Source organism: Burkholderia diffusa, assembly GCF_001718315.1.
Lineage (GTDB): Bacteria > Pseudomonadota > Gammaproteobacteria > Burkholderiales > Burkholderiaceae > Burkholderia > Burkholderia diffusa_B.
The window spans coordinates 390734-411600 of sequence record NZ_CP013363.1; the positions used below are offsets into that span (position 1 = coordinate 390734).

Annotated in this window: 17 protein-coding genes; 14 read left to right on the forward strand and 3 right to left on the reverse strand. The window is 67.0% G+C overall.

Annotated features, from left to right (window positions below; translation table 11 throughout):
• The first annotated feature begins 1 nt into the window (after nucleotide 1).
• From qhpC to WI26_RS17285, 11 genes are all read left to right on the forward strand, one after another.
• Nucleotides 2-325 (forward strand): quinohemoprotein amine dehydrogenase subunit gamma, encoded by a 324-nt coding sequence (gene qhpC, locus WI26_RS17235; RefSeq protein WP_059466008.1) that lies wholly within the window; start codon nucleotides 2-4, stop codon nucleotides 323-325.
• Nucleotides 326-353: 28 nt separating this feature from the next.
• Nucleotides 354-1472: a quinohemoprotein amine dehydrogenase subunit beta gene (gene peaD, locus WI26_RS17240; protein WP_069226632.1), complete on the forward strand. Its 1119-nt coding sequence runs from the start codon at nucleotides 354-356 to the stop codon at nucleotides 1470-1472.
• Between the two features lie 69 nt (nucleotides 1473-1541).
• Nucleotides 1542-3236: an AMP-binding protein gene (locus WI26_RS17245; RefSeq protein ID WP_167359267.1), complete on the forward strand. Its 1695-nt coding sequence runs from the start codon at nucleotides 1542-1544 to the stop codon at nucleotides 3234-3236.
• 474 nt (nucleotides 3237-3710) lie between these two features.
• Nucleotides 3711-5939, forward strand: coding sequence for a TonB-dependent siderophore receptor (locus tag WI26_RS17250; RefSeq protein WP_069226634.1), 2229 nt, complete (start codon nucleotides 3711-3713; stop codon nucleotides 5937-5939).
• A gap of 59 nt (nucleotides 5940-5998) precedes the next feature.
• Nucleotides 5999-6610 (forward strand): nicotinamide riboside transporter PnuC, encoded by a 612-nt coding sequence (gene pnuC, locus WI26_RS17255; protein WP_069226635.1) that lies wholly within the window; start codon nucleotides 5999-6001, stop codon nucleotides 6608-6610.
• A gap of 36 nt (nucleotides 6611-6646) precedes the next feature.
• On the forward strand, nucleotides 6647-7855 hold the full coding sequence (locus tag WI26_RS17260; protein ID WP_069226636.1) for a phosphotransferase enzyme family protein: 1209 nt from the start codon (nucleotides 6647-6649) through the stop codon (nucleotides 7853-7855).
• Nucleotides 7856-8088: 233 nt separating this feature from the next.
• The gene (locus tag WI26_RS17265) at nucleotides 8089-9399 is read left to right on the forward strand and encodes a TolC family protein (RefSeq protein ID WP_069226637.1); all 1311 of its coding nucleotides are present in this window, start codon (nucleotides 8089-8091) and stop codon (nucleotides 9397-9399) included.
• A gap of 26 nt (nucleotides 9400-9425) precedes the next feature.
• On the forward strand, nucleotides 9426-10895 hold the full coding sequence (locus WI26_RS17270) for an efflux RND transporter periplasmic adaptor subunit (RefSeq protein ID WP_069226638.1): 1470 nt from the start codon (nucleotides 9426-9428) through the stop codon (nucleotides 10893-10895).
• Between the two features lie 56 nt (nucleotides 10896-10951).
• Nucleotides 10952-14164 (forward strand): efflux RND transporter permease subunit, encoded by a 3213-nt coding sequence (locus WI26_RS17275; protein WP_069226639.1) that lies wholly within the window; start codon nucleotides 10952-10954, stop codon nucleotides 14162-14164.
• Entirely contained in the window at nucleotides 14164-14847 is a 684-nt protein-coding gene (gene irlR, locus WI26_RS17280) for a heavy metal response regulator transcription factor IrlR (protein WP_059466657.1), read from the forward strand. The genes WI26_RS17275 and irlR overlap by 1 nt, the downstream gene beginning before the upstream one ends.
• Nucleotides 14844-16271 carry a heavy metal sensor histidine kinase gene (locus tag WI26_RS17285; RefSeq protein ID WP_069226640.1) on the forward strand — a complete coding sequence of 476 codons (1428 nt, stop codon included), beginning with the start codon at nucleotides 14844-14846 and terminating at the stop codon, nucleotides 16269-16271. The genes irlR and WI26_RS17285 overlap by 4 nt, the downstream gene beginning before the upstream one ends.
• Before the next feature lie 94 nt (nucleotides 16272-16365).
• Here WI26_RS17285 and WI26_RS17290 read toward each other — a convergent pair whose 3' ends face one another.
• Nucleotides 16366-16656: a DUF4148 domain-containing protein gene (locus WI26_RS17290; RefSeq protein ID WP_069226641.1), complete on the reverse strand. Its 291-nt coding sequence runs from the start codon at nucleotides 16654-16656 to the stop codon at nucleotides 16366-16368.
• 291 nt (nucleotides 16657-16947) lie between these two features.
• On the opposite strand from WI26_RS17290, the gene WI26_RS17295 reads away from it, so the two are divergent.
• The 3 genes from WI26_RS17295 to WI26_RS17305 all read left to right on the forward strand — a co-directional run bounded on the left by WI26_RS17295 (nucleotide 16948) and on the right by WI26_RS17305 (nucleotide 18752).
• Entirely contained in the window at nucleotides 16948-17184 is a 237-nt protein-coding gene (locus WI26_RS17295) for a hypothetical protein (protein WP_236849348.1), read from the forward strand.
• 342 nt (nucleotides 17185-17526) lie between these two features.
• Nucleotides 17527-17928, forward strand: a complete 402-nt coding sequence (locus WI26_RS31370; RefSeq protein WP_081334291.1) for a hypothetical protein — start codon at nucleotides 17527-17529, stop codon at nucleotides 17926-17928.
• Nucleotides 17929-18131: 203 nt separating this feature from the next.
• Nucleotides 18132-18752 (forward strand): class I SAM-dependent methyltransferase, encoded by a 621-nt coding sequence (locus tag WI26_RS17305; protein ID WP_208604144.1) that lies wholly within the window; start codon nucleotides 18132-18134, stop codon nucleotides 18750-18752.
• A gap of 160 nt (nucleotides 18753-18912) precedes the next feature.
• Here WI26_RS17305 and WI26_RS17310 read toward each other — a convergent pair whose 3' ends face one another.
• Nucleotides 18913-19305, reverse strand: a complete 393-nt coding sequence (locus WI26_RS17310; protein WP_081334292.1) for an EthD family reductase — start codon at nucleotides 19303-19305, stop codon at nucleotides 18913-18915.
• Between the two features lie 50 nt (nucleotides 19306-19355).
• Nucleotides 19356-20837, reverse strand: coding sequence for an MFS transporter (locus WI26_RS17315; protein ID WP_060188991.1), 1482 nt, complete (start codon nucleotides 20835-20837; stop codon nucleotides 19356-19358).
• Nucleotides 20838-20867 lie beyond the last annotated feature (30 nt).

Below are 20867 nucleotides of genomic sequence, written 5' to 3' on the forward strand. Positions count from 1 at the left end.
CATGAAACATCTGAAGCCGCTCAACAACAAGGCGAAAAAGCTCGAGGAGGCCGTGCAGCAGGATCGCCTCGAGGAAGTCGTCGCGATGACTTCCGTCGCGGGCTGTACGTCGACGACGGATCCCGGCTGGGAAACGGACGTGTTCGGCGGGGTCGCGTCGTTGTGCCAGCCGATGGAGGCCGACCTGTACGGCTGCTCCGATCCGTGCTGGTGGCCCGCGCAGGTACCCGACATGATGAGCACCTATCCCGACTGGAACAAGCATGCGGCCGATTCCGGCGCGGACTGGCGCCAGCTCGGCAGCGTGTTTCCGAAAGACAAGTGATCCACCCGGCATCGATCAAGGATTCTCCATGCGATTCACGACACCCCTGAGCCGCGCGCTCCTCGCCGCAGCGCTCGCCTCCGCCGCGTCGCTGTCGGCGGCGGCCGACGGTCCGCTGCAGGCCGGCCGCGAATACCTCGCCGTCACGAACTACCCGAACAACCTCACGGTGATCGACACGGGCACCGACAGCATCGTCAAGACCTGCACGTTGCCCGACGCGTTCGGCCCCGGCACGATCCAGATCAGCCCCGACCGCATGCGCGCGTACGTGCTGAACAACCACTACGGCGACCTGTACGGCGTCGATCTCGATTCGTGCAAGACCGTGTTCCATGCGGAACTCGCGGAAGCGGGCAACGAGCGGGCGCGCGCGATGTTCTCGATCGGCCTGAGCCCCGACGGCACGGAGATCTACAGCGTCGTCAATCCGACGAAGCTGAACCGCGACAGCTACGAAGTGCAGTCGCCGCGCCTGCAGGTCTACCGCACCGACGCCGGCCTCGACGCGAAGCCGGTGCGCACGTTCGCGGCGCCGCGCCAGACGACGATGCTGCAGGCCGCCGACGACGGGTCGCTGTTCATCGTCGGCGCGGACATCTACCGGATGAACGCGCAGACCGGCAAGTACGACGTCGCCGTGCCGCTGCGCAACTGGAACCGGCCGCTGTACGGCCAGCCGGACGTGCTGTATGTGTGGCCGCAGCAGCGTCCGCAGCACACGTTCAACCTGCTCTATACGGCCGACCGTTTCAAGGACGCGAAGAAGGATCCCGCCTCCGCGCAGACGATGTACGGTTACATCGACATCGACCTGAAGACGGGCAACGCGACCATCAGGGATTTCGCGCCGGTCACCGAGGTGTACTTCACGGGCGGGCTGTCGCCGAAGGATCCGAACGCGATGTACGGCGTGCTGAACCGGCTCGCGAAGTACGACGTGAAGAACGAGAAGCTGGTCGAGGCCGCGTCGCTCGATCACTCGTACTATTGCCTGTCATTCAATCGCGAAGGCAGCAAGGTCTATCTCGCGGGCACCTTCAACACGGTCGCCGTCTACGACGCCGACACGCTGAAGAAGCTGAAGGACATTCGCGTGCCGGGCGGCGACATGGCGATCACGACCGCGCAGATGTTTACACGATGATGCATGCGCCGGCCTGCGCGCCGGCGCCGTAGACCAGGAGACATCGTGACCACCGCCATCGCCAGCAGCATGCCGCGCGACGGACTGTCGTACGTGCGCGGCGCGACCGACGTGCCGCTATCCGAAGCGACGATCGGCCGGTTCCTGCTCGACACGGCGGGCCGCTTTCCCGATCGTCCGGCCGTGGTGTTCCGCGAGCAGGGCATTCGCTGGAACTGGCGCACGTTCGCGCACGAGATCGACGTGCTCGCGGCGGGCCTCGCCGCGCTCGGGATCGCGAAGGGCGACTGCGTCGGCATCTGGTCGCCGAACCGCAGCGAATGGCTGCTCACGCAGTTCGCGACCGCGCGCATCGGCGCCATCCTCGTCAACATCAACCCGGCCTACCGCCTCGCGGAACTCGAATACGCGCTGAACAAGGTCGCCTGCAAGGCCGTGATCGCGGCCGAGCGCTTCAAGACGTCCGCGTACGTCGAGATGCTGCAGGCCATCGCGCCGGAGCTCGCGAGCGCGACGCCCGGCGACCTGCATGCGGCGCGCGTGCCGAGCCTGCGCACGGTCGTGTCGATGGGCGAGGTCGCGTCGGCCGGCATGTTCCGCTTCGCGGACGTGATGGCGCGCGGCCGCGACACGCTCGATGTCGCGCGGCTCGACGCGATCGGCGCGACGCTGGCGGCCACCGATCCGATCAACATCCAGTTCACCAGCGGCACGACCGGCAGCCCGAAGGGCGCGACGCTCACGCACCGCAACGTCGTCAACAACGCCCGCTCGATCGCGATGGCGATGCGGTTCAGCGAGCAGGATTCGCTTTGCATCCCGGTGCCGCTGTATCACTGCTTCGGGATGGTGCTGGCCGTGCTCGCGTGCGTGTCGAAGGGCGCGGCGATGGTGTTCCCCGGCGAGGCGTTCGATCCGGTCGCGACGCTCGCGGCCGTCGCCGAAGAACGCTGCACCGCGCTGCACGGCGTACCGACGATGTTCATCGCGGAACTCGATCATCCGGACTTCGCGAAATTCGACCTGTCGACGCTGCGCACGGGGATCATGGCCGGCTCGCCGTGCCCGATCGAGACGATGAAGCGCGTCGTGTCGCAGATGCATTTGTCGGAGATCACGATCGCGTACGGAATGACGGAGACGAGCCCCGTGTCGTTCCAGAGCTCGACCGACGACCCGCTCGAGAAGCGCACGACGACGGTCGGCCGGATCCAGCCGCACCTGGAGGTGAAGATCGTCGACCCGAACGGCGAGATCGTGCCGGTCGGCGCGACGGGCGAGCTGTGCACGAAGGGGTATTCGGTGATGCTCGGCTACTGGGACGATGACGCGAAGACACGCGAGGTGCTGGTCGACGGGTGGATGCATACGGGCGACCTCGCGACGCTCGACGCCGACGGCTACTGCAACATCGTCGGCCGCCTGAAGGACATGGTGATCCGCGGGGGCGAGAACGTGTATCCGCGCGAGATCGAGGAATTCCTGTTCAGGCATCCGAAGATTCAGAGTGCGCAGGTGTTCGGCGTGCCCGATGCGAAATACGGCGAGGAGCTGTGCGCGTGGATCGTACTGCGCGCGGGCGAGCAGATGACGGAGGACGACGTGTGCGCGTTCTGCAACGGCCAGATCGCGCACTACAAGATTCCGCGCTACATCCGCTTCGTCGACGAGCTGCCGATGACCGTGACGGGCAAGGTGCAGAAGTTCGTGATGCGTCAGCAGATGATCGACACATTGGGGCTGAAAGTCGCCGACACCGCGTAGTACATGCCACCCGCCGCGCCTGCCATGGCCGCGCGTCGGGCGGTTTTCCCTGCCGCTCGTTCCACCCGGGGTAAAATGCGCGCCGCGCCGCGATGTCGCGCGCGACGGGCACGCCGCCGTTCCGACGAATGGCGCACGCGGATGCCCGGCGCCCGCACCGGGATGTTTGAAGCGCCTCCCGCATGACAAGAACACGCAAGGCGCCGGCCGCCCGACACGCTCGCGATCCAGGGATCGATGGCGGCGTCGGTGCCGGGCGCGCCACCGTCATCCGATGTCCCATCCTGCGCTTTCCCGAGCGATCGGCCCGCATGCGGCCTGATCGCTCGATTCGTCTGATGAATATCGTGTCGACGTCCGTGCCCTGCTGCCGCAGGAACGGTCGCGGATTCTTGCGTGGGGTCGCGCTTCGCGGCTGCATAACGAGTTTCGAGTGTCTCGACAGGGTCGAGTGGCGAGTTTCCATCCAGAACAATGACGGTGAACAGAAGAACAGCGGCGTCCGCACGGCGGCGCGCGAAGGTCGGGCTTGGCGTCGGTCTCGGCATCACGCTTTTCGCGGCGCAGGCCGCCGCGGCACCGGGCGACGCACCGGCATCCGACGCCGATGCGGCCGGCGCAGCGATACTGCCGGCGATCACGGTCAGCGGCGAACGCGGTGGCACGTTTCACGTGCGCGAGGCGTCTGTCGCGGGGCTCGACGATGCGCCACTGCGCGACACGCCGGCCTCCGTCAACGTCGTCACGCGCGCGCAGATCGACGACCAGCAGGCCAGACGCTTGAGCGACGTGGTGCGCAACGATGCGTCGGTCGTCAACGACTATGCGCCGGTCGGCTATTACGAAGGCTTCGCGATCCGCGGCTTTCCTGTCGATCTCGCGAGCGCGATCCGGATCGACGGACTGACGGTGTCCGGCGAGCAGAACGTGCCGCTCGAGAACAAGGAGCGCGTCGAGATCCTGAAGGGACTGGCCGGCATCGACAGCGGCGTGGTCGCGCCGGGCGGCGTGATCAACTTCGTGACGAAGCGCTCGGCGAACGTCGCGAGCGTGACGACCGGCGTCGACAGCCGCGGCTCGACGTCGGCGGCCGTCGATCTGGGCCGCCGCTTCGGCCCCGACAATCAGTTCGGCTTCCGGATCAATGCCGCGAAGGAGAACATGCACTCGTACATCGACGGCACCAACGGGCGACGCACGTTCGGCTCGATCGCCGCCGACTGGGACATCAGCCCGCGCGCGAGCCTGCAGTTCAACGCGGAATTCCAGCAGTGGATCCAGCGTTCCGCACCCGGCTACCAACTGCTCGGCGGCACCGTCGTGCCGTCCGTCAACACGACGTCGAAGGCGCTCGGCACGCAGTCGTGGGCGAAGCCGGTGACGACCGACGCGCTGAACCTGAACGCGCGCTTCGACTACCAGTTCAACGACGACTGGAAGGCCTACATCGCGGCGGGCCGCAGCCGCACGATGATCGACGACAACAGCGCGTTCGCGTACGGCTGCTCGTATGCGCCGAGCTGCGCGGCCGGCGCGACGTCGCCGTTCTTCTTCGGCGCGAACGGCGACTACGACGTATACGACTTCCGCAGCCCAGGCGAATATCGCCGCAACGACAACTTGCGCGCGGTGACGACGGGCAAGTTCGCGACCGGCCCGCTGCGTCACGAGTTGACGCTCGGCGTGAGCGTGCAGCGCCGAGTCGTGCACATGGCGAACGCCGTGTACGACTACGTGGGCAGCGAGAACATCTACGGACCGGACGTCGCGTTCGCGCCGTCGCCGAATACGGCCGGGCCGTCGTATCCGCAGCTCGACTCGTGGCAGTACGGCGTGTTCGGGCTCGACCGCGTCAGCATCGGCGAGCACTGGCAACTGCTCGCGGGCGGCAAGGAAGTGCTGCTGCGCCAGCGCAGCTGGGCCAGCCTCGACGGCGACGCGACGCATACCGACCGCTCGGTGTTCCTGCCGCAGGTCGCCGTCGTCTATAAACCGGTGAACGCGCTGTCGCTGTACGCGTCGTACAGCAAGGCGCTGTCGCTGGGCGACCAGGCGCCGGTGCGCGCGACCAACGCGTATGCGTTCCTGCCGCCGGTCGAATCGCACCGGTTCGAGCTCGGAGCGAAATACGACTGGCTCGATCGGCTGAGCCTCACGGCCGCCGTGTTCTCGATCAGCAAGCCGTTCCAGTTCGCCGATCCCGATGCGTCCGGCACGAGCTACACGTTCGTGCAGCGCGGCACGCAGCGCCACCAGGGGATCGAGCTCGGCGCGGCCGGGCGCGTGACGGAGCGGCTCGGGCTGACGGCCAGCGTCGCGGCGATTCGCGCGCGCGCGTACGATTCGGGTTCGCCGGCGTACGAAGGGCACCAGATCATCAACGTGCCGGCGCTGCGCGCGTCGCTGTATGCGGACTACGCGGTGCCGGGCGTCGCGGGCCTGAACATGCTCGGCGGCGTCGAGTACAGCGCCGCGCGCAATGCGAACGAGGAAGGCACCGCGCGCGTGCCATCGTGGTTCGTGTTCAATCTCGGCGCACGCTACACGACGAAGATCGGCGGCCATCGCACGGTGTTGCGCGTGTCGGTGGACAACCTGTTCAACAAGTTCTACTGGCGCGACGCGGGCGAGCAGCAGGGCGATGCCTATCTGTTCCCGGGTGCGCCGCGCACGGCGCGCGTATCGTTGACCTATGATTTCTGATCGTCCGGATCCGGCCGCGTGATGCGCGGCCCCGACAGCCCACCAGGAGACCACAGACGATGTCCCCACTCGAAATCGCCGGCGTGATCGTCAGCGCGCTCGCGATCTGGCTGACCGCGAAGCGCCGCATGCTGTGCTGGCCGGTCGGGCTCGCGTCGGTCGCACTGTACGGCTGGATTTTCTTCGACGCGAAGCTGTATTCCGACATGCTGTTGCAGGGCGCGTTCGCGGTGCTGCAGGTGTACGGCTGGCGCCGCTGGATCGCGCAGCGTGCGCTGGAGGCGCGCGGCGGCGCGGCGCCGGCGGGCGACGTCGCGCCCGTCACCGGCGTGCGGCCGCGGCAGATGCTGCCCGACCTGATCGCGGCCGTCGTCGGCGGCGCGCTGCTCGGCGGGATGATGGCGCGCTGGACCGATGCGGCGCTGCCGTTCGTCGATGCGTCGCTGACGGCGTTCAGCCTCGTCGCGCAATACTGGACCGCGCGGCGTTACATCGCGTCGTGGGGATTATGGATCGTCGTGAACGTCGTGTACGTCGGGATGTTCGTGTTCAAGGCGCTGTATCTGACGGCCGGCCTCTATGCGCTGTTCATCGCGCTCGCCGTTGTCGGCTGGCGCGACTGGAGCCGGACGGCCGACGCGCTGCGCGCGACGGCAAGCCCGGCGAGCTGATTGACGGGCCGATTCAACTACGGAGCTGCGTCGTCCATGACATTTCCTCTCGAGCCGAACGCGCCTGCATCGCGTGACGCCGCCGATGCGCGAGACGTCGCACCGCCGCAGTTCGGCGTCGACGGCGAGCAGGCCGAGCGCGACTGGCCGCTTATGACGCACGCCGAAGTCGCGGCCGTGCTCGCGCGGATCGATGGCGTCGGCGTGCCGGCGCGGCTCACGTGGCACAGCCCGCGGCCATTCTCGGCAGCCGTGCTCGTGCGCACGACGGACGGGCGCGCACTGTTCGTCAAGCGTCATCACGTGAGCCTGCGCGATGTCGCCGGACTCGAGGAAGAGCACCGTTTCATCGCGCATTTGCGCGAGCGCGGTGTTCCGGTCGCCGACGTGCTCGCCGGTCACGACGGTGCGACTGCGTTCGCATCCGGCGACTGGACTTATGAAGTGCACGTGGTCGCGCCCGGTGTCGACGCGTATCGCGGCGTGATGTCGTGGCAGCCGTTCACGGATGCTTCGCACGCGTACGCGGCAGGCCGCGCGCTGGCCGAACTGCATCGCGCGTCGGCCGGCTACGATGCGCCGGCGCGGCCCGTGCGCACGCTGTTGTCGAGTTTCCGCGTGCTGTCGTCCACCGATCTCGCCGGCGCGCTCGAACGCTGGGTCGATGCGCAGCCGCTGCTCACGCGCGCGCTCGGCACGCGCGACTGGCGTGGCGATGTAGCGGCTGCGATCGGCCCGTATCACGCGCGCCTCGTACCGCTGCTGCCTGCTCTGTCGCCGTTGTGGACGCACGGCGACTGGCACGCTTCGAACCTGTTGTGGACCGATGCCGGCCCCGGCGCGCGGGTGCGCACCGTGCTCGATTTCGGTTTGTCGGATCGCACGTGCGCGGTGATGGACATCGCGCTGGCGATCGAGCGCAATACGATCGACTGGATGGCGCCGGCCGATGCGCGCCGCATCGAATACGCGCACATCGATGCGCTGCTCGACGGCTACGAATCGCTCGAACCGTTGAGCGACGATGCGTATGCGGCGCTGGTCGCGATGTTGCCGATCGTGCATACGGAGTTCGCGCTGTCGGAGGTTGCGTATTTCGGGTGCGTCATTGACGCCCCAGCGATCGTCGACATCGCGTACGACGGCTACCTGCTCGGGCACGCGCGCTGGTTCGGCGAACGCGACGGACGACAACTGCTCGACTGGCTGATGCAGCGCTGGCGCGCGAAGCGGGGCAGCGTGTAACGCCGCGTGCCGGCCGCGTCGGCTGCCCGAGCTTCTTCTTCCCTCCTTCGATGCGGCGATTGCGCCGCACGTTTATCCGAACTGCGTGAGCTTCGAAGCGGGACGCTGTCCCCGCGCGACATCGCACGTCCTCACTCCGTCGCATCCAACATGACGGAATTGTCATCTTCGGCTCATGTTCGCATCGCACCCGATCCGTAGCATCGGTGCGAACCGTTATCGCAGAACCGAACATGCTCAAGTTCCCCCTCGTCGCGGCCGTTGTCTTCGCAACGGCCGCGACGGTCCAGGCACAGTCGTCGCAGGTTGCGGCGCCGCCGCTGACGTTGCCATCGACGGCCTCCGGCACCGCACCGCCGTCCGATGCACTTTCGTTCCCGTCGCTGACGCTGTCCGACGCGCTCGCGGCCGCAGCCCGCAACAACCCGATGTTGCGCGGCGCGCGAGCGGACGTCGATGCATCGGCCGGCGCGCTGATGCAGGCTGGCGTGCGTCCCAATCCGGAAGTGTCGTTCCTGCAGGAAGGTTTCAGTCGCGCGGAGCGCACGTCGACGGCACTGATCAACCAGACCGTCGAACTCGGCGGCAAGCGCCGTGCACGGGTCGATGTCGCGTCGTACGGCCGCGAGGTCGCGAACGCGTCGCTCGACGAGCAGGGTGCCGCCGTGCGCGCCGATGTGATCGCGGCGTTCTACGGATTGCTTGCCGCGCAGCGGCAACTTCAGGTTACCGAAGAGTCGGCCGCCATCGCCGCGCGTTCGGCCGACCTCGCGGGCCGCCGCGCTCGGGCCGGCAAGGTGTCGCCGGTCGAGGCGACCAAGGCGCAGGTGGCGGCGGCCGGCGTGCAGATCGAGGTGACGACCGCGCGCGGCCGTGTCGACGTCGCGCGCGAGAAGCTGAATGCGGTGATGGGTGAAGCGCGCGGCGACCGGCGCGTCGCGCTCGGCGATCTGGAAGCGGTGCCAGCGGTCGAACCGTTGTCCGCGCTCGCCGCGCAGCTCGACGACGCGCCGCTCGCCCGTGTCGCGCGAGCGGAGATGCTGCGCGCGAACGCGTCCGTGTCGCTCGAACGGGCGCGGCGCATTCCCGACGTAACGGTCAGCGCGGGCGTGAAGCGGGTGACGACCGGCGGCCAGCCCGACAACCAGGCGGTGGTCGGCGTGTCCATTCCGATTCCGCTGTTCGACACGAATCGTGGCGCGTTGCTCGAAGCGACGCACAAGGCCGAACGTGCGAGCGCCGACCTCGATCGCGCGCGCATGCGGCTGCGGCTCGAACTGGCGCAGGCGTATGCGAACTTCGACGCGGCGGCGCAGGAAGCTCGGCGGTTGAAGACCGACATCCTGCCCGGCGCGCGGCTCGCGCTCGATGCGATGTCGCGCGGCTACGAGCTCGGCAAGTTCAGCCTCCTCGACGTGCTCGACGCGCAGCGCACGCTGTTCCAGGGGCAATCGCAATACGTGCGCGCGCTTGCCGACGCGCATGCGGCCCGCGCCGACATCGGTCGGCTCGTCGGCACGCCGCTCACAGCCGTCGCGCAATAGCCGCGCCTTTCACCTGAAGGATCATCATGTCACGCAGCAGAATCTTCGTCATTGCGGCGGCCGTACTCGGCGGCGTCGGGATCGTGCTCGGCGCGCTCGCCGTCACGCGAGGCGGTGCGTCCGCGCCAGTGGACACCGAAGCCGCACAAGCGGCCGAAGGCGCGGGCACCGGCTCGCACGGCGGCGTCGTGCTTACGCGCGGCAAACTGTCCGTCGAGATCGTGATGACGGAAAAGCCCGGCGACGCGCGGCTCGTCGTCTATCCGTTCGTCGACGGCAAGCCGGTCGACAAGGGCGTTGCCGTGTCCGGCACGCTGGTGCGGTACGACCGCTCGCATGAACCGATGCGTTTCGACGCGGCGGGCCAGAAATTCGTGTCGGCGCAGTCGATCGCGAAGCCGCACGTGTTCGACGCGACGATCGACGTCAAGGCGGGCGACGAGGCCGCGTCCTTCCCGTTCGCCCGCGCGGACGGCGCGATCACACTGACCGACACGCAACTCCAGACGGCGAGGATCGCGATCGCGAAGGCGGGCCCCGCGCAGATCGCCACGCCGTTCCAGCTGCCGGGCGAGATCAAATTCAACGAGGATCGCACCGCGCACGTCGTGCCGCGCGTGGCCGGCATCGTCGAACAGGTGTCGGCGTCGCTCGGGCAGAACGTCGCGAAGGGACAGGTGCTGGCCGTGATCGCGAGCACCGATCTTGCGGACCGTCGCAGCGAACTGCTGACCGCCGAACGCCGGTTGGCGGGTGCGCGCGCGACCTATGAACGCGAACGCACGCTGTGGCAGGAGCGCATCTCGGCGGAACAGGACTACCAGCAGGCGCAGGTGCAACTGCGCGAGGCCGAGATCGCCGTGCAGAACGCGCGGCAGAAACTGGCCGCGCTGAACGCGCCGGCCGGTTCGGGCGCGCTGAACCGCTACGAGCTGCGCGCGCCGTTCGCGGGCACGATCGTCGAGAAACATGCGACGCCTGGCGAAGCGATCGCGGCCGACGCGAGCATGTTCGTGATCTCCGACCTGTCGACGGTGTGGGCCGAGATGGCCGTTCCCGCGCAGCGGCTGAACGATGTGCGTGTCGGCCGCGACGCGACCGTCAGCGCGACCGCGTTCGAATCGCGCTCGAGCGGCCCGATCGCTTACGTGGGCTCGTTGCTCGGCGAACAGACGCGCACCGCGCCCGCGCGCGTCGTATTGCCGAATCCGGACGGCGTGTGGCGGCCGGGGATGTTCGTGAACGTGTCGGTCGACGCGGGCAAGCAGGCCGTGCCGCTCGCGGTCGCGAGCGATGCGCTGCAGGACGTCGACGGTGCGCCGTCGGTGTTCGTGCGCTCGCCCAAGGGCTTCGTTGCACAGGCCGTCGAGACGGGGCGTCGCGACGAACGCGCGACGGAAGTGCTGAAGGGGCTCAGGCCGGGCCAGGAATATGTGGCCTCGAACAGCTTCGTGCTGAAGGCCGAGCTCGGCAAGGGGAGTGCGGAACATGAATGAACGTCGCCCGCCGAGGGGCCACGCAGTGGCCGTTCCCCGCTTCGAGGAATTTCGCCATGTTTGAGCGCCTGATCCGCTTTGCGATCGCGCACCGCTGGCTCGTGATGCTGGCAATCGCGGCCGTGGCCGCGCTGGGCGTGTTCAGCTACCAGAAGCTGCCGATCGACGCGGTGCCCGACATCACCAACGTGCAGGTCCAGATCAATACGGCCGCGCCCGGCTACTCGCCGCTGGAGGCCGAGCAGCGCATCACCTATCCGGTCGAGACCGCGATGGCCGGCCTGCCGGGCCTCGAGCAGACGCGTTCGATTTCGCGCTACGGGCTGTCGCAGGTCACCGTGATCTTCAAGGACGGCACCGACATCTACTTTGCCCGGCAGCTCGTCAACGAGCGCATCCAGGAAGCGAAGGACAAGCTGCCGGCCGGCATCGCGCCCGCGATGGGGCCGACGTCGACCGGCCTCGGCGAGATCTACCTGTGGACCGTCGAGGCCGATGCGTCCGCGCGCAAGCCCGACGGCACGCGCTACACGGCGGCCGACCTGCGCGAGCTGCAGGACTGGGTCGTCCGGCCGCAACTGAGAAACGTGCGCGGCGTGACCGAGGTGAATTCGATCGGCGGCTATGTGAAGGAATACCGCGTCGCGCCGAACCCGGCGAAGCTCATGTCGTACGGGCTGACGCTCGCCGACGTCGTGCGTGCGCTCGAACGCAACAACGACAACGTCGGCGCGGGCTACATCGAGAAGCGCGGCGAGCAGTACCTGGTGCGCGTGCCGGGCCAGGCGCGCACTGTCGACGACATCGCGAACATCGTGCTGACCAACGTCGGCGGCGTGCCGGTGCGGATGAAGGAGGTGGGCCAGGTCGACATCGGCCGCGAGCTGCGCACCGGCGCGGCGACGTCGAACGGCGAGGAGGTCGTGCTCGGCACGGTGTTCATGCTGATGGGCGAGAACAGCCGCTCGGTCGCGAAGGCCGTCGCGGCGAAGATGGCGGACGTGAACCGTACGCTGCCGGCCGGCGTGAAGGCGATTCCCGTCTACGACCGCACCGTGCTCGTCGAGAAGGCCGTCGCGACGGTGAAGAAAAACCTGCTGGAGGGCGCGATCCTCGTGATCGCCGTGCTGTTCCTGTTCCTCGGCAACATCCGCGCGGCACTGATCACCGCGCTCGTGATCCCGCTGTCGATGCTGATGACCTTTACCGGGATGGTCAACGCGAAGGTCAGCGCGAACCTGATGAGCCTCGGCGCGCTTGACTTCGGGATCATCGTCGACGGAGCCGTCGTGATCGTCGAGAACTGCGTGAGACGGCTCGCGCATGCGCAGGCCGTTGCCGGACGGCCGTTGACGCGCGACGAACGCTTCGCGGAAGTATTCGGCGCCTCGCAGGAGGCGCGCCGCGCGCTGATCTTCGGGCAACTGATCATCATGGTCGTGTACCTGCCGATCTTCGCGCTCACCGGCGTCGAAGGGAAGATGTTCCATCCGATGGCCGTGACCGTGGTGATGGCGCTCGCGGCCGCGATGGTGCTGACCGTCACGTTCATCCCGGCAGCGGTCGCATTGTTCATCGGCGCGCGCGTCGAGGAGAAGGAGAACCGGCTGATGGGCTGGGCGCGGCGCGCGTACGATCCGGTGCTCGCCGCTTTCATGACACGCCCCGCGCGCGTGATGCTCGGCGCCGGCGCGATCGTGCTGGTCACGCTCGGGCTCGCGACGCGGCTCGGCAGTGAGTTCATCCCGAGCCTGAACGAGGGCGATCTCGCGGTCGCCGCGCTGCGGATTCCCGGCACGAGTTTGTCGCAGTCCGTCGAGATGCAGAAGTCCATCGAGAAGACGCTGAAGGCGCGCTTCCCGGAAATCGAGCGCGTGTTCGCGCGCACCGGCACGGCCGAGATCGCGGCCGACCCGATGCCGCCGAACCTGTCGGACGGCTACATCATGCTCAGGCCGACCGACGAGTGGCCCGCCCCGAACAAGCCGCGCGACCAGCTCGTGCGCGAGATCGAGGCGTCGCTCGCGGAATTGCCCGGCAACGCGTACGAGTTCTCGCAGCCGATCCAACTGCGCTTCAACGAGCTGATCTCGGGCGTGCGCAGCGACGTCGCGGTGAAGATCTTCGGCGACGACATGGCCGTGCTGAACCAGACCGGCGAGCAGATCGCCGCCGCGCTGCTGAAGGTGCCGGGTGCATCCGAAGTGAAGGTGGAGCAAACCACCGGGCTGCCCGTGCTGACCGTCAACCTCGACCGCGACAAGCTCGCCCGCTACGGCGTGACGGTCGCCGACCTGCAGGACACGGTGGCCGCGGCCGTGGGCGGGCAGAAGGCGGGGACGCTGTTCCAGGGCGATCGCCGCTTCGACATCGTCGTGCGGCTGCCCGACGAGCTGCGCTCCGACATCGAGGCGATCAAGCGGTTGCCGATCGCGCTGCCCGCGCCGGCCGCAGGCGCCAGCGCGCCGCTCGCACAGGCGCCGTACGTGCCGCTCGCGGAACTCGCGACGATCGAGGTCACGCCGGGCCCGAACCAGATCAGCCGCGAGGACGGCAAGCGGCGTGTCGTCGTCAGCGCGAACGTGCGTGGCCGCGACGTCGGCTCGTTCGTCGCCGACGCGCGCGAGCAATTGCAGCAGGACGTGCGCGTGCCGGCCGGCTACTGGGTGTCGTGGGGCGGCCAGTTCGAGCAGTTGCAGAGTGCAAGCGAGCGGCTGAAGCTGGTCGTGCCGCTCGCGCTGTTCATGGTGTTCGTGCTGCTGTTCGTGATGTTCAACAACGTGAAGGACGGGCTGCTGGTGTTCACCGGCATTCCGTTCGCGCTGAGCGGCGGCGTGGTGTCGCTGTGGCTGCGCGGGATTCCGCTGTCGATCACCGCGGCGGTCGGCTTCATCGCGCTGTCCGGCGTCGCGGTGCTCAACGGTCTCGTGATGATCTCGTTCATCCGCAACCTGCGCGACGAAGGGATGCCGCTCGACGCGGCCGTGCGCGAGGGCGCGCTCACACGACTGCGGCCCGTGCTGATGACCGCACTCGTCGCGTCGCTGGGCTTCCTGCCGATGGCGTTCGCAACCGGCACCGGCGCCGAGGTGCAGCGTCCGCTCGCGACGGTCGTGATCGGCGGTATCCTGTCGTCCACGGCGCTGACGCTGCTGGTGCTGCCGGTGCTGTACCGCGTGAGCCATGCGGTGTCGTGGCGTGCGGTATTGCGCGGCGGCTTCGGCGCGGGCGTGCTGCGCCGGCTGGGTTTCTTCAAGGGTAATGCGTGATGCGAATTCTGATTGTCGAGGATGAACCGAAAACCGGCGCCTATCTGCGCAAGGGCCTGACTGAAGCCGGGTATGTCGTCGACTGGGTGGAGGACGGCATCACGGGCCAGCACCAGGCCGAGACCGAGGAGTACGACCTGCTCGTGCTCGACGTGATGCTGCCGGGGCAGGACGGCTGGACGCTGCTGCAGAACCTGCGCCGCAGCAAGTCGACGCCCGTGCTGTTCCTCACCGCGCGCGACGACGTCGGCGATCGCGTGAAAGGCCTCGAGCTTGGCGCCGACGATTACCTGGCCAAGCCGTTCGACTTCGTCGAGCTCACCGCGCGCATCAAGTCGATCCTGCGGCGCGGCCAGCCGCGCGATTCGAACACGCTGCGCGTGGCCGATCTCGAGCTCGACCTGACGCGCCGCAAGGCGACGCGGCAGCGCGACACGATCCTGCTGACCGCGAAGGAATTCGCGCTGCTGTGGCTGCTGATGCGTCGCGAAGGCGAGATCCTGCCGCGCGCGACGATCGCGTCGCAGGTGTGGGACATGAACTTCAACAGCGATACGAACGTCGTCGATTCCGCGATCCGGCGGCTGCGCTCGAAGATCGACGACGCTTACGAACCGAAGCTGATCCATACCGTGCGCGGGATGGGCTACGTGCTCGAAGTGCGCGACGGCGCGGCGAAATGATCGCGCGCCTGCTGCCGCGCACGCTGCGCGGACGCCTGACCACGCTGATCATTCTGTCGACGTCGGTGATCCTCGCATCGAGCGGGGTTGCGCTGTACGAGGCGTTGAGCAATCGCATCGAGACGACGGCCACCGAGCAGATGGCCGGTATATCCGTTGCGCTGGGCGCGCATTTGGCGGAAGCGCGTTCGACAGCCGAGGTCGCACGCGACACCGATATCTGGGTCGACCAGTTGCACGGGCATCCGAACATGGATCTGGCGATCTACGATGCGGCCGGCACGCGCATCGTCGGCACGCCGGGGTTCCGGACCTACGCGCCGCTGCTGTCGAAGGACGCTGGCCGTATTCCGGTATCCGTCGCGCCGCCCGGCATGCGGCACCAGTATCTGGTGATGACCGTGCCGCTCGCCGGCGCGGGCGCGCCCGTCGTGCGCGTCGCGGTGCAGTACGACCGCAGCGCCGACGTGCGGCTGCTGCGCACGCATGCATACACGATCGTCGTGATCGAGGTGTTCGGCGTCGTGCTGGCGGCCGCGATCGCATACGGCATCGCGGCGCTTGGCCTGAGCCCGCTGCGGCGCTTCGCGGCCCGGGCCGAGCAAATGTCGACGAGCAGGCTGGCCCATCCGCTGCCCGAACTCGATACGTCCGGCGAACTGAAGGAACTGGAACATGCATTCAACGGGATGCTAGCCCGCCTGAACGAATCCTTCACGCGCCTGAGCCAGTTCTCGTCGAATCTCGCGCACGACATGCGCACGCCGCTCACGAATCTGCAGGCGGCCGCGCAGGTCGTGCTGTCGCAGCCGCGCAGCGCGGACGAATACCGGAGCGTGATCGAGTCGAGCATCGACGAGTATCAGCGGCTGTCGAGGATGATCGAGGACATGCTGTTTCTCGCGCGCTCGGAGCAGGCCGGCACGTCGATCGACGTGCGACGGCTCGATGCGGCCGAGGAAGCGTCGCGTGTCGCCGGCTACTACGAGCCGCTTGCGGAGGATGCGGGCGTGACCGTGAAGGTGGACGGCTACGCATGGGTCGATGCGGATCTCACGTTGTACCAGCGCGCGTTGAGCAACCTGCTGTCCAATGCGCTCGCGTATGCGCCGCGCGGCAGCGTCGTGACGATCGATTGTTCGGAACAGGCCGGGGCGACGACGATCGCCGTATCGGATACGGGGCCGGGCATTGATGCGCAGCATGTCGCGCGGATTTTCGAGCGCTTCTATCGCGTCGATCCGTCGCGACACAATTCGGCGTCGGGGACGGGCCTCGGCCTCGCCATCGTCCGGTCGATCATGGACAACCATGGCGGCGAATGCGGCGTCGACAGCGATCCCGGCCGGCGCACGACATTCTGGCTGCGCTTTCCGCAGCGTCCGCCGGTCGCGTCGAATGCGGTGCCGGCCGTCCATGCTTGAGATCTCACGCTGGCACGGCCGTGTGTTCGCCGCGATGCGGTGGCGCGCCGCACGCTGCCCGCGATTGTGCAGCCGCGGCCGCGCCTGACCGGCATCAGCGGGTCGCGAGGCTGTCGTGATTGTCGGCCTGCGGCGACTTCTCGCCGGCGTGCACCGAAATCCCGTGAAGCTCCTTGTTGCGCGCGACGATCTCGCTGGTCGGCGGGTACTGCGTCTTGCTCGTCGGCACCGTGCCGTCGTGCTGCGCCTGCTTCAGTTCGGTGACGACTTCCGAGCGGGTCTTGCCCTGCGTCTGCGTTTGCGTTTGTGCGAATGCGGCTTGCGTCGCGATGCCGAGCGACAACGTCGCGGCGACGAACAGGGCAGCGAGTTTTACCGTTTTCATGGAGCTCTCCTTGATGAGGCCGCCGGGTGGCGATCCATGGAACCAGTATGCGAAAGCAGCCGAGCGTCGCCGTGATCGGCAGATGAAAAATCCGTCAGATTGCGTGGCGGTGTGGAACGTGCGTGGCGGCCGACATGACGCAATCGTCATGTTCGGGTCATGTGTGCGATGAGCGGGAAGCGGAGCATGGCGCGTGCCTGCGACCGATGGTGTCGACGGCATGCACACCGTTCGCCGCGCCGGCATGGAAGGCGGGCGATCTCGTTTCGATTTTCCGCTCCGGACCAAACCGTGGATCGTCCCGCCATTCGCCTGTCGTTGCTCGCCCTGCTGATCGCCCCGTTGGTCGCGGGGTGCGCTTTATTTCCTCCGGATGGCGAAACGGTCGGATCGCCGGCACCGAAAGCCATGCGCGATGCGGTGCCCACCGGACTGATGCCCGGCGAGCAGATCGACTATGCGGGGCATCGCTGCGGCAATCCGAACTTCTACGTGAAAGTGCATCCGTGCCTGTTTCCGAGGCGGTGATCGGCCGTACGTGAGAGAAACAGAATTCGTCGCGGATTTTCGAGGAACGCGGGCAAGAACGCCGGTGCTCGGCCAGTATCTGTCATTCTCTGGCAGGCGCCCGCAGACGCTCGACCAGTCGCTTCTCGGTACACGCTGACGTTCAGTTGCAAACCGCGCTCGTCGTGCCATCGCGCCAATGCCGCTTGTGTTCGTCACCTCCGTGACTAGACTGGAACGATACCGCCCGGACCTGCTTCATCGGCCGCTGGCCGTCGCGATTCTGCGAACCGCTGGCACTCGCGTAAGTTGCATCGATCAGGATGGCATATGAAATGCTCTAATCTGGCGCCAGCAAAGAGCATGGCGTCGAGACTGGCAGGGAGCGCCTTCGCGGCCTCGGTTCTGTTGGCGACCTCCGTGTCTTTCACGTCAGGACATGCCGAACCGGTCGTCATGGGGCCGCTCAGCGTCGACGGATCGCTCGTCGTCCTCGGGCCGGTTACTGTCGACGGCTCGCTGACGGTGGCCGGTGACGTCTTCGCCCGCGGCCCGATCACCGCGGCCTCGATTGAACGGATTCCTCCTGACGGTCATGCCATACGCCGACGTCAGGGAGAAAATACGTTTCACGGTCCTCTTACCGTGCATGGCGCGCTGACCGTGCACGGTGATCTGGAAGCACATGGCCCGATCACCGTTGGCGGCCCCGTCAGCACCGTTGGGAAAGTTGGCGCTGAGGGTCCGATTACGGAGCGTCGTTGAATACGTGCAAGGCCAGATGTTCTGACGGCCTGCAACACCCTGTTGACTCGGCGGTCGGTTGACACATTTCGCGGAATGCGCGCTAGAAGCGTTCGAGGTAACGGCGATGCGCTCGAGTTCGGCCGGTTTCCGACATTGGGTCGCCAGCACTGAATCGACGACAACTGGTAAATTTCCCGAAACACAGGCGCATGGAGGGCTGCGTGTCCATTGGTGTCAGTGGCACGGAGGGCTACGCGGAGAATGCGCCATTGCTCATCGAGCAATGGCGGGACATTTCGTTTGCGGAGCATCACGCGTGCATCATGCATCTCGTTCCGATGGCGCCATCCTGCATCCTCGACGTCGGGGCCGGTATCGGAACCGACGCTGCTGCGTTGGCAACGATGGGGCATTCGGTCGTAGCCGTCGAACCGGTAGACGCGCTACGGGTTGCAGGAATGCGGCAGCATCCGTCTCCCCGGATTGACTGGCTGGACGATAGCCTTCCGGATCTCGCGATACTGCGTTCCAGGCGAAATGAATTTCACTTTGTAATGCTATCCGCTGTCTGGATGCACCTTGACGAGCACGAACGTCGCCGCGCGATGCCGAATGTCAGCGCTCTTCTTTGCGATGGTGCAGTTCTTGTCATGTCCTTGCGCCACGGCCCCGTTCCCGCAGGCCGACGGATGTTCGATGTTTCGGCCGCGGAGACGATGCAACTCGCGAATGCTAATGGCCTGCGAACTGTAATGAACGTTCAGACCGAATCCTCTCAGCGAGGAAATCGACGCATGGGCGTGACGTGGAGTCGCCTGGTTTTCGCCAAGGACGATGGGTAGGGCCACCGGGAAGCTCGGAATTTCCGCACGAGTTACCGCTGTCAGGAACACGATGAATGTCGGCTTCGGCCAGAGTCGCCGGTCGCACGTCGCAGGGTCGGGCGTGACCACGACCGATGGCGGTTGTCATCCCGGTTCGGTCACGCGCGTGACGGTTTGCCTATCCCGCCATCCGGTCATTTGCGGGCGCCATCGGACAAGTGACCGATGGCGCCGGCTGATGCATGGCGGCGCGCGACCGTCGATACTGCGCACGCGAGATGACATCCGTGACGTGCCGATCGGGCTCGATATCGGTGAACGCGTCGATGTCGGCCATGACGTCCGCCGCCTCCGCGGACGCAAACGCCGCATCCAGCGCGGCTCGGTCCGTGAAGCGGCACATCGCCACGACGATCAGTTCGCTGTCCTTTCGTGCCGGGAAAAAAGCATCGACATATTCGAGTCCGTACTGCTTCAAGGATTTTTCCACGAGTGGAATGTGTTGCTCGACGTAGTAACGGGAATCGAACCGCGTGCCTGCGGCTCGGCGATACGAAACGACGAGATACATAAGAACCCTCCGGGTCGCACTGATGCAACGATGAATGTCGAGACGGGCGACTACGGCCGATCGCGTTCAGGGCCGAAGCGCGGCAGGGCGGCTGCCCGCACCGAGGTCCGCTGGGGGGAGGTGCGAGCGAGCGAGATGCCGAGCGCGGTGCCGGCGGCGAGGAACAACGAAATCGAGAGAAGCGCGACGATGAACGCATGCGCAATGGCGGCCGGATCCTGCCGCGTGCCGAGGGCCGTATAGAAAATGCCGCCGATGATCGCGACGCTGAGCGACGTGCTGACCTGCAGCGTCGAACTGGCGATGCCGGCGATCATGCCGGAAAGCGCCGGTGCGACGCGCCCGGTCACCATGCGCATCAGCGTGGGCAGCGCGAGCCCCTGTCCGAAACCGATGACGAACAGCGCGGCGGTGAGTGGCACGGACGCAAGCGGCATCCCGATCGGCGTGGCATCGATCAACCATGCGAGGCCGACCAGCCCGGCGACCTCCAGCCCCATGCCGAACGGATTGACGTAAGCGCCGATGAGACGCGCGCAGAACGGCGTCGACAATGGGCCGAGCAGGAACCCCACGCCGAATGGCAGGAACACGAGGCCCGCGCTCAGCGCGTCGACGTGTAACGCATTCTGCAGATACACGGAGAACAGCAGGAAGAATGCACCGATCGCGTACAGCAGCAGCGCGATCAGCAACGCCCGTCCCAGCCCCGGCGCGCGCAGCGCGGCCGGATCGAGCAGCGGTGCGCCGCCACGGCTACCCAACCGGCGCTCGTAGCGCCAGAAGGACGCGGCGAGGGCCGGCACCGCGAGCAGCGACACCCATGCCCAGACGGGCCAGCCTGCTTCGCGTCCCTCGATCAGCGGCACGATCAGCGCGCCCAGCGTCAGCATCGACAGCGCTGTACCGCCGAGGTCGAGCTTGCGAGCATGCTGCGCACGCGTTTCCTTCAACAGCGGAATTCCGAACAGCACGACCAGAATCGCCAGCGGCAGATTGACGAGGAAGATCGTGCGCCAACCCAGGTTCAACAGGTTCAGCGAGATCAGGATCCCGCCCAGCGCTTGCCCGACCACGGCGGCGAGGCCGAACACCGCGCCATACAAGCTGAGTGCTAACGGCTTTTCCGTTTCCGGGAAGATCGCCTGGATCGAAGCGAGCGCCTGCGGCGCCATGATCGCGGCCGTCACACCCTGCAATGCGCGACCGGCGATGAGCGTCCACGGCGAGCTCGCGAGGCCGCATAGTGTTGAGGCCGTCGCAAATCCGATCAACCCGAGAAAGAACATACGGCCGCGGCCGAACAGGTCGCCCAAGCGCCCGCCGGTGATCAGCGTCACGGCGTACAGGCCGGCATACGACGAAATGACCAGTTGCTCGGCGGACGACGACGCGCCCAGCTCCGCGCGGATCGATGGCAGCGCGACGTTGATGATGAAGAAGTCCAGCGGTGGCAGGAACGCGCCGACGAGCAGGACCGAAAACATGGCCCAGCGACGCGGGTCGGGCGAGACGGGATCATTTCGTGACATGGACGGGTCTCAATAAGGAACCAAATGGTT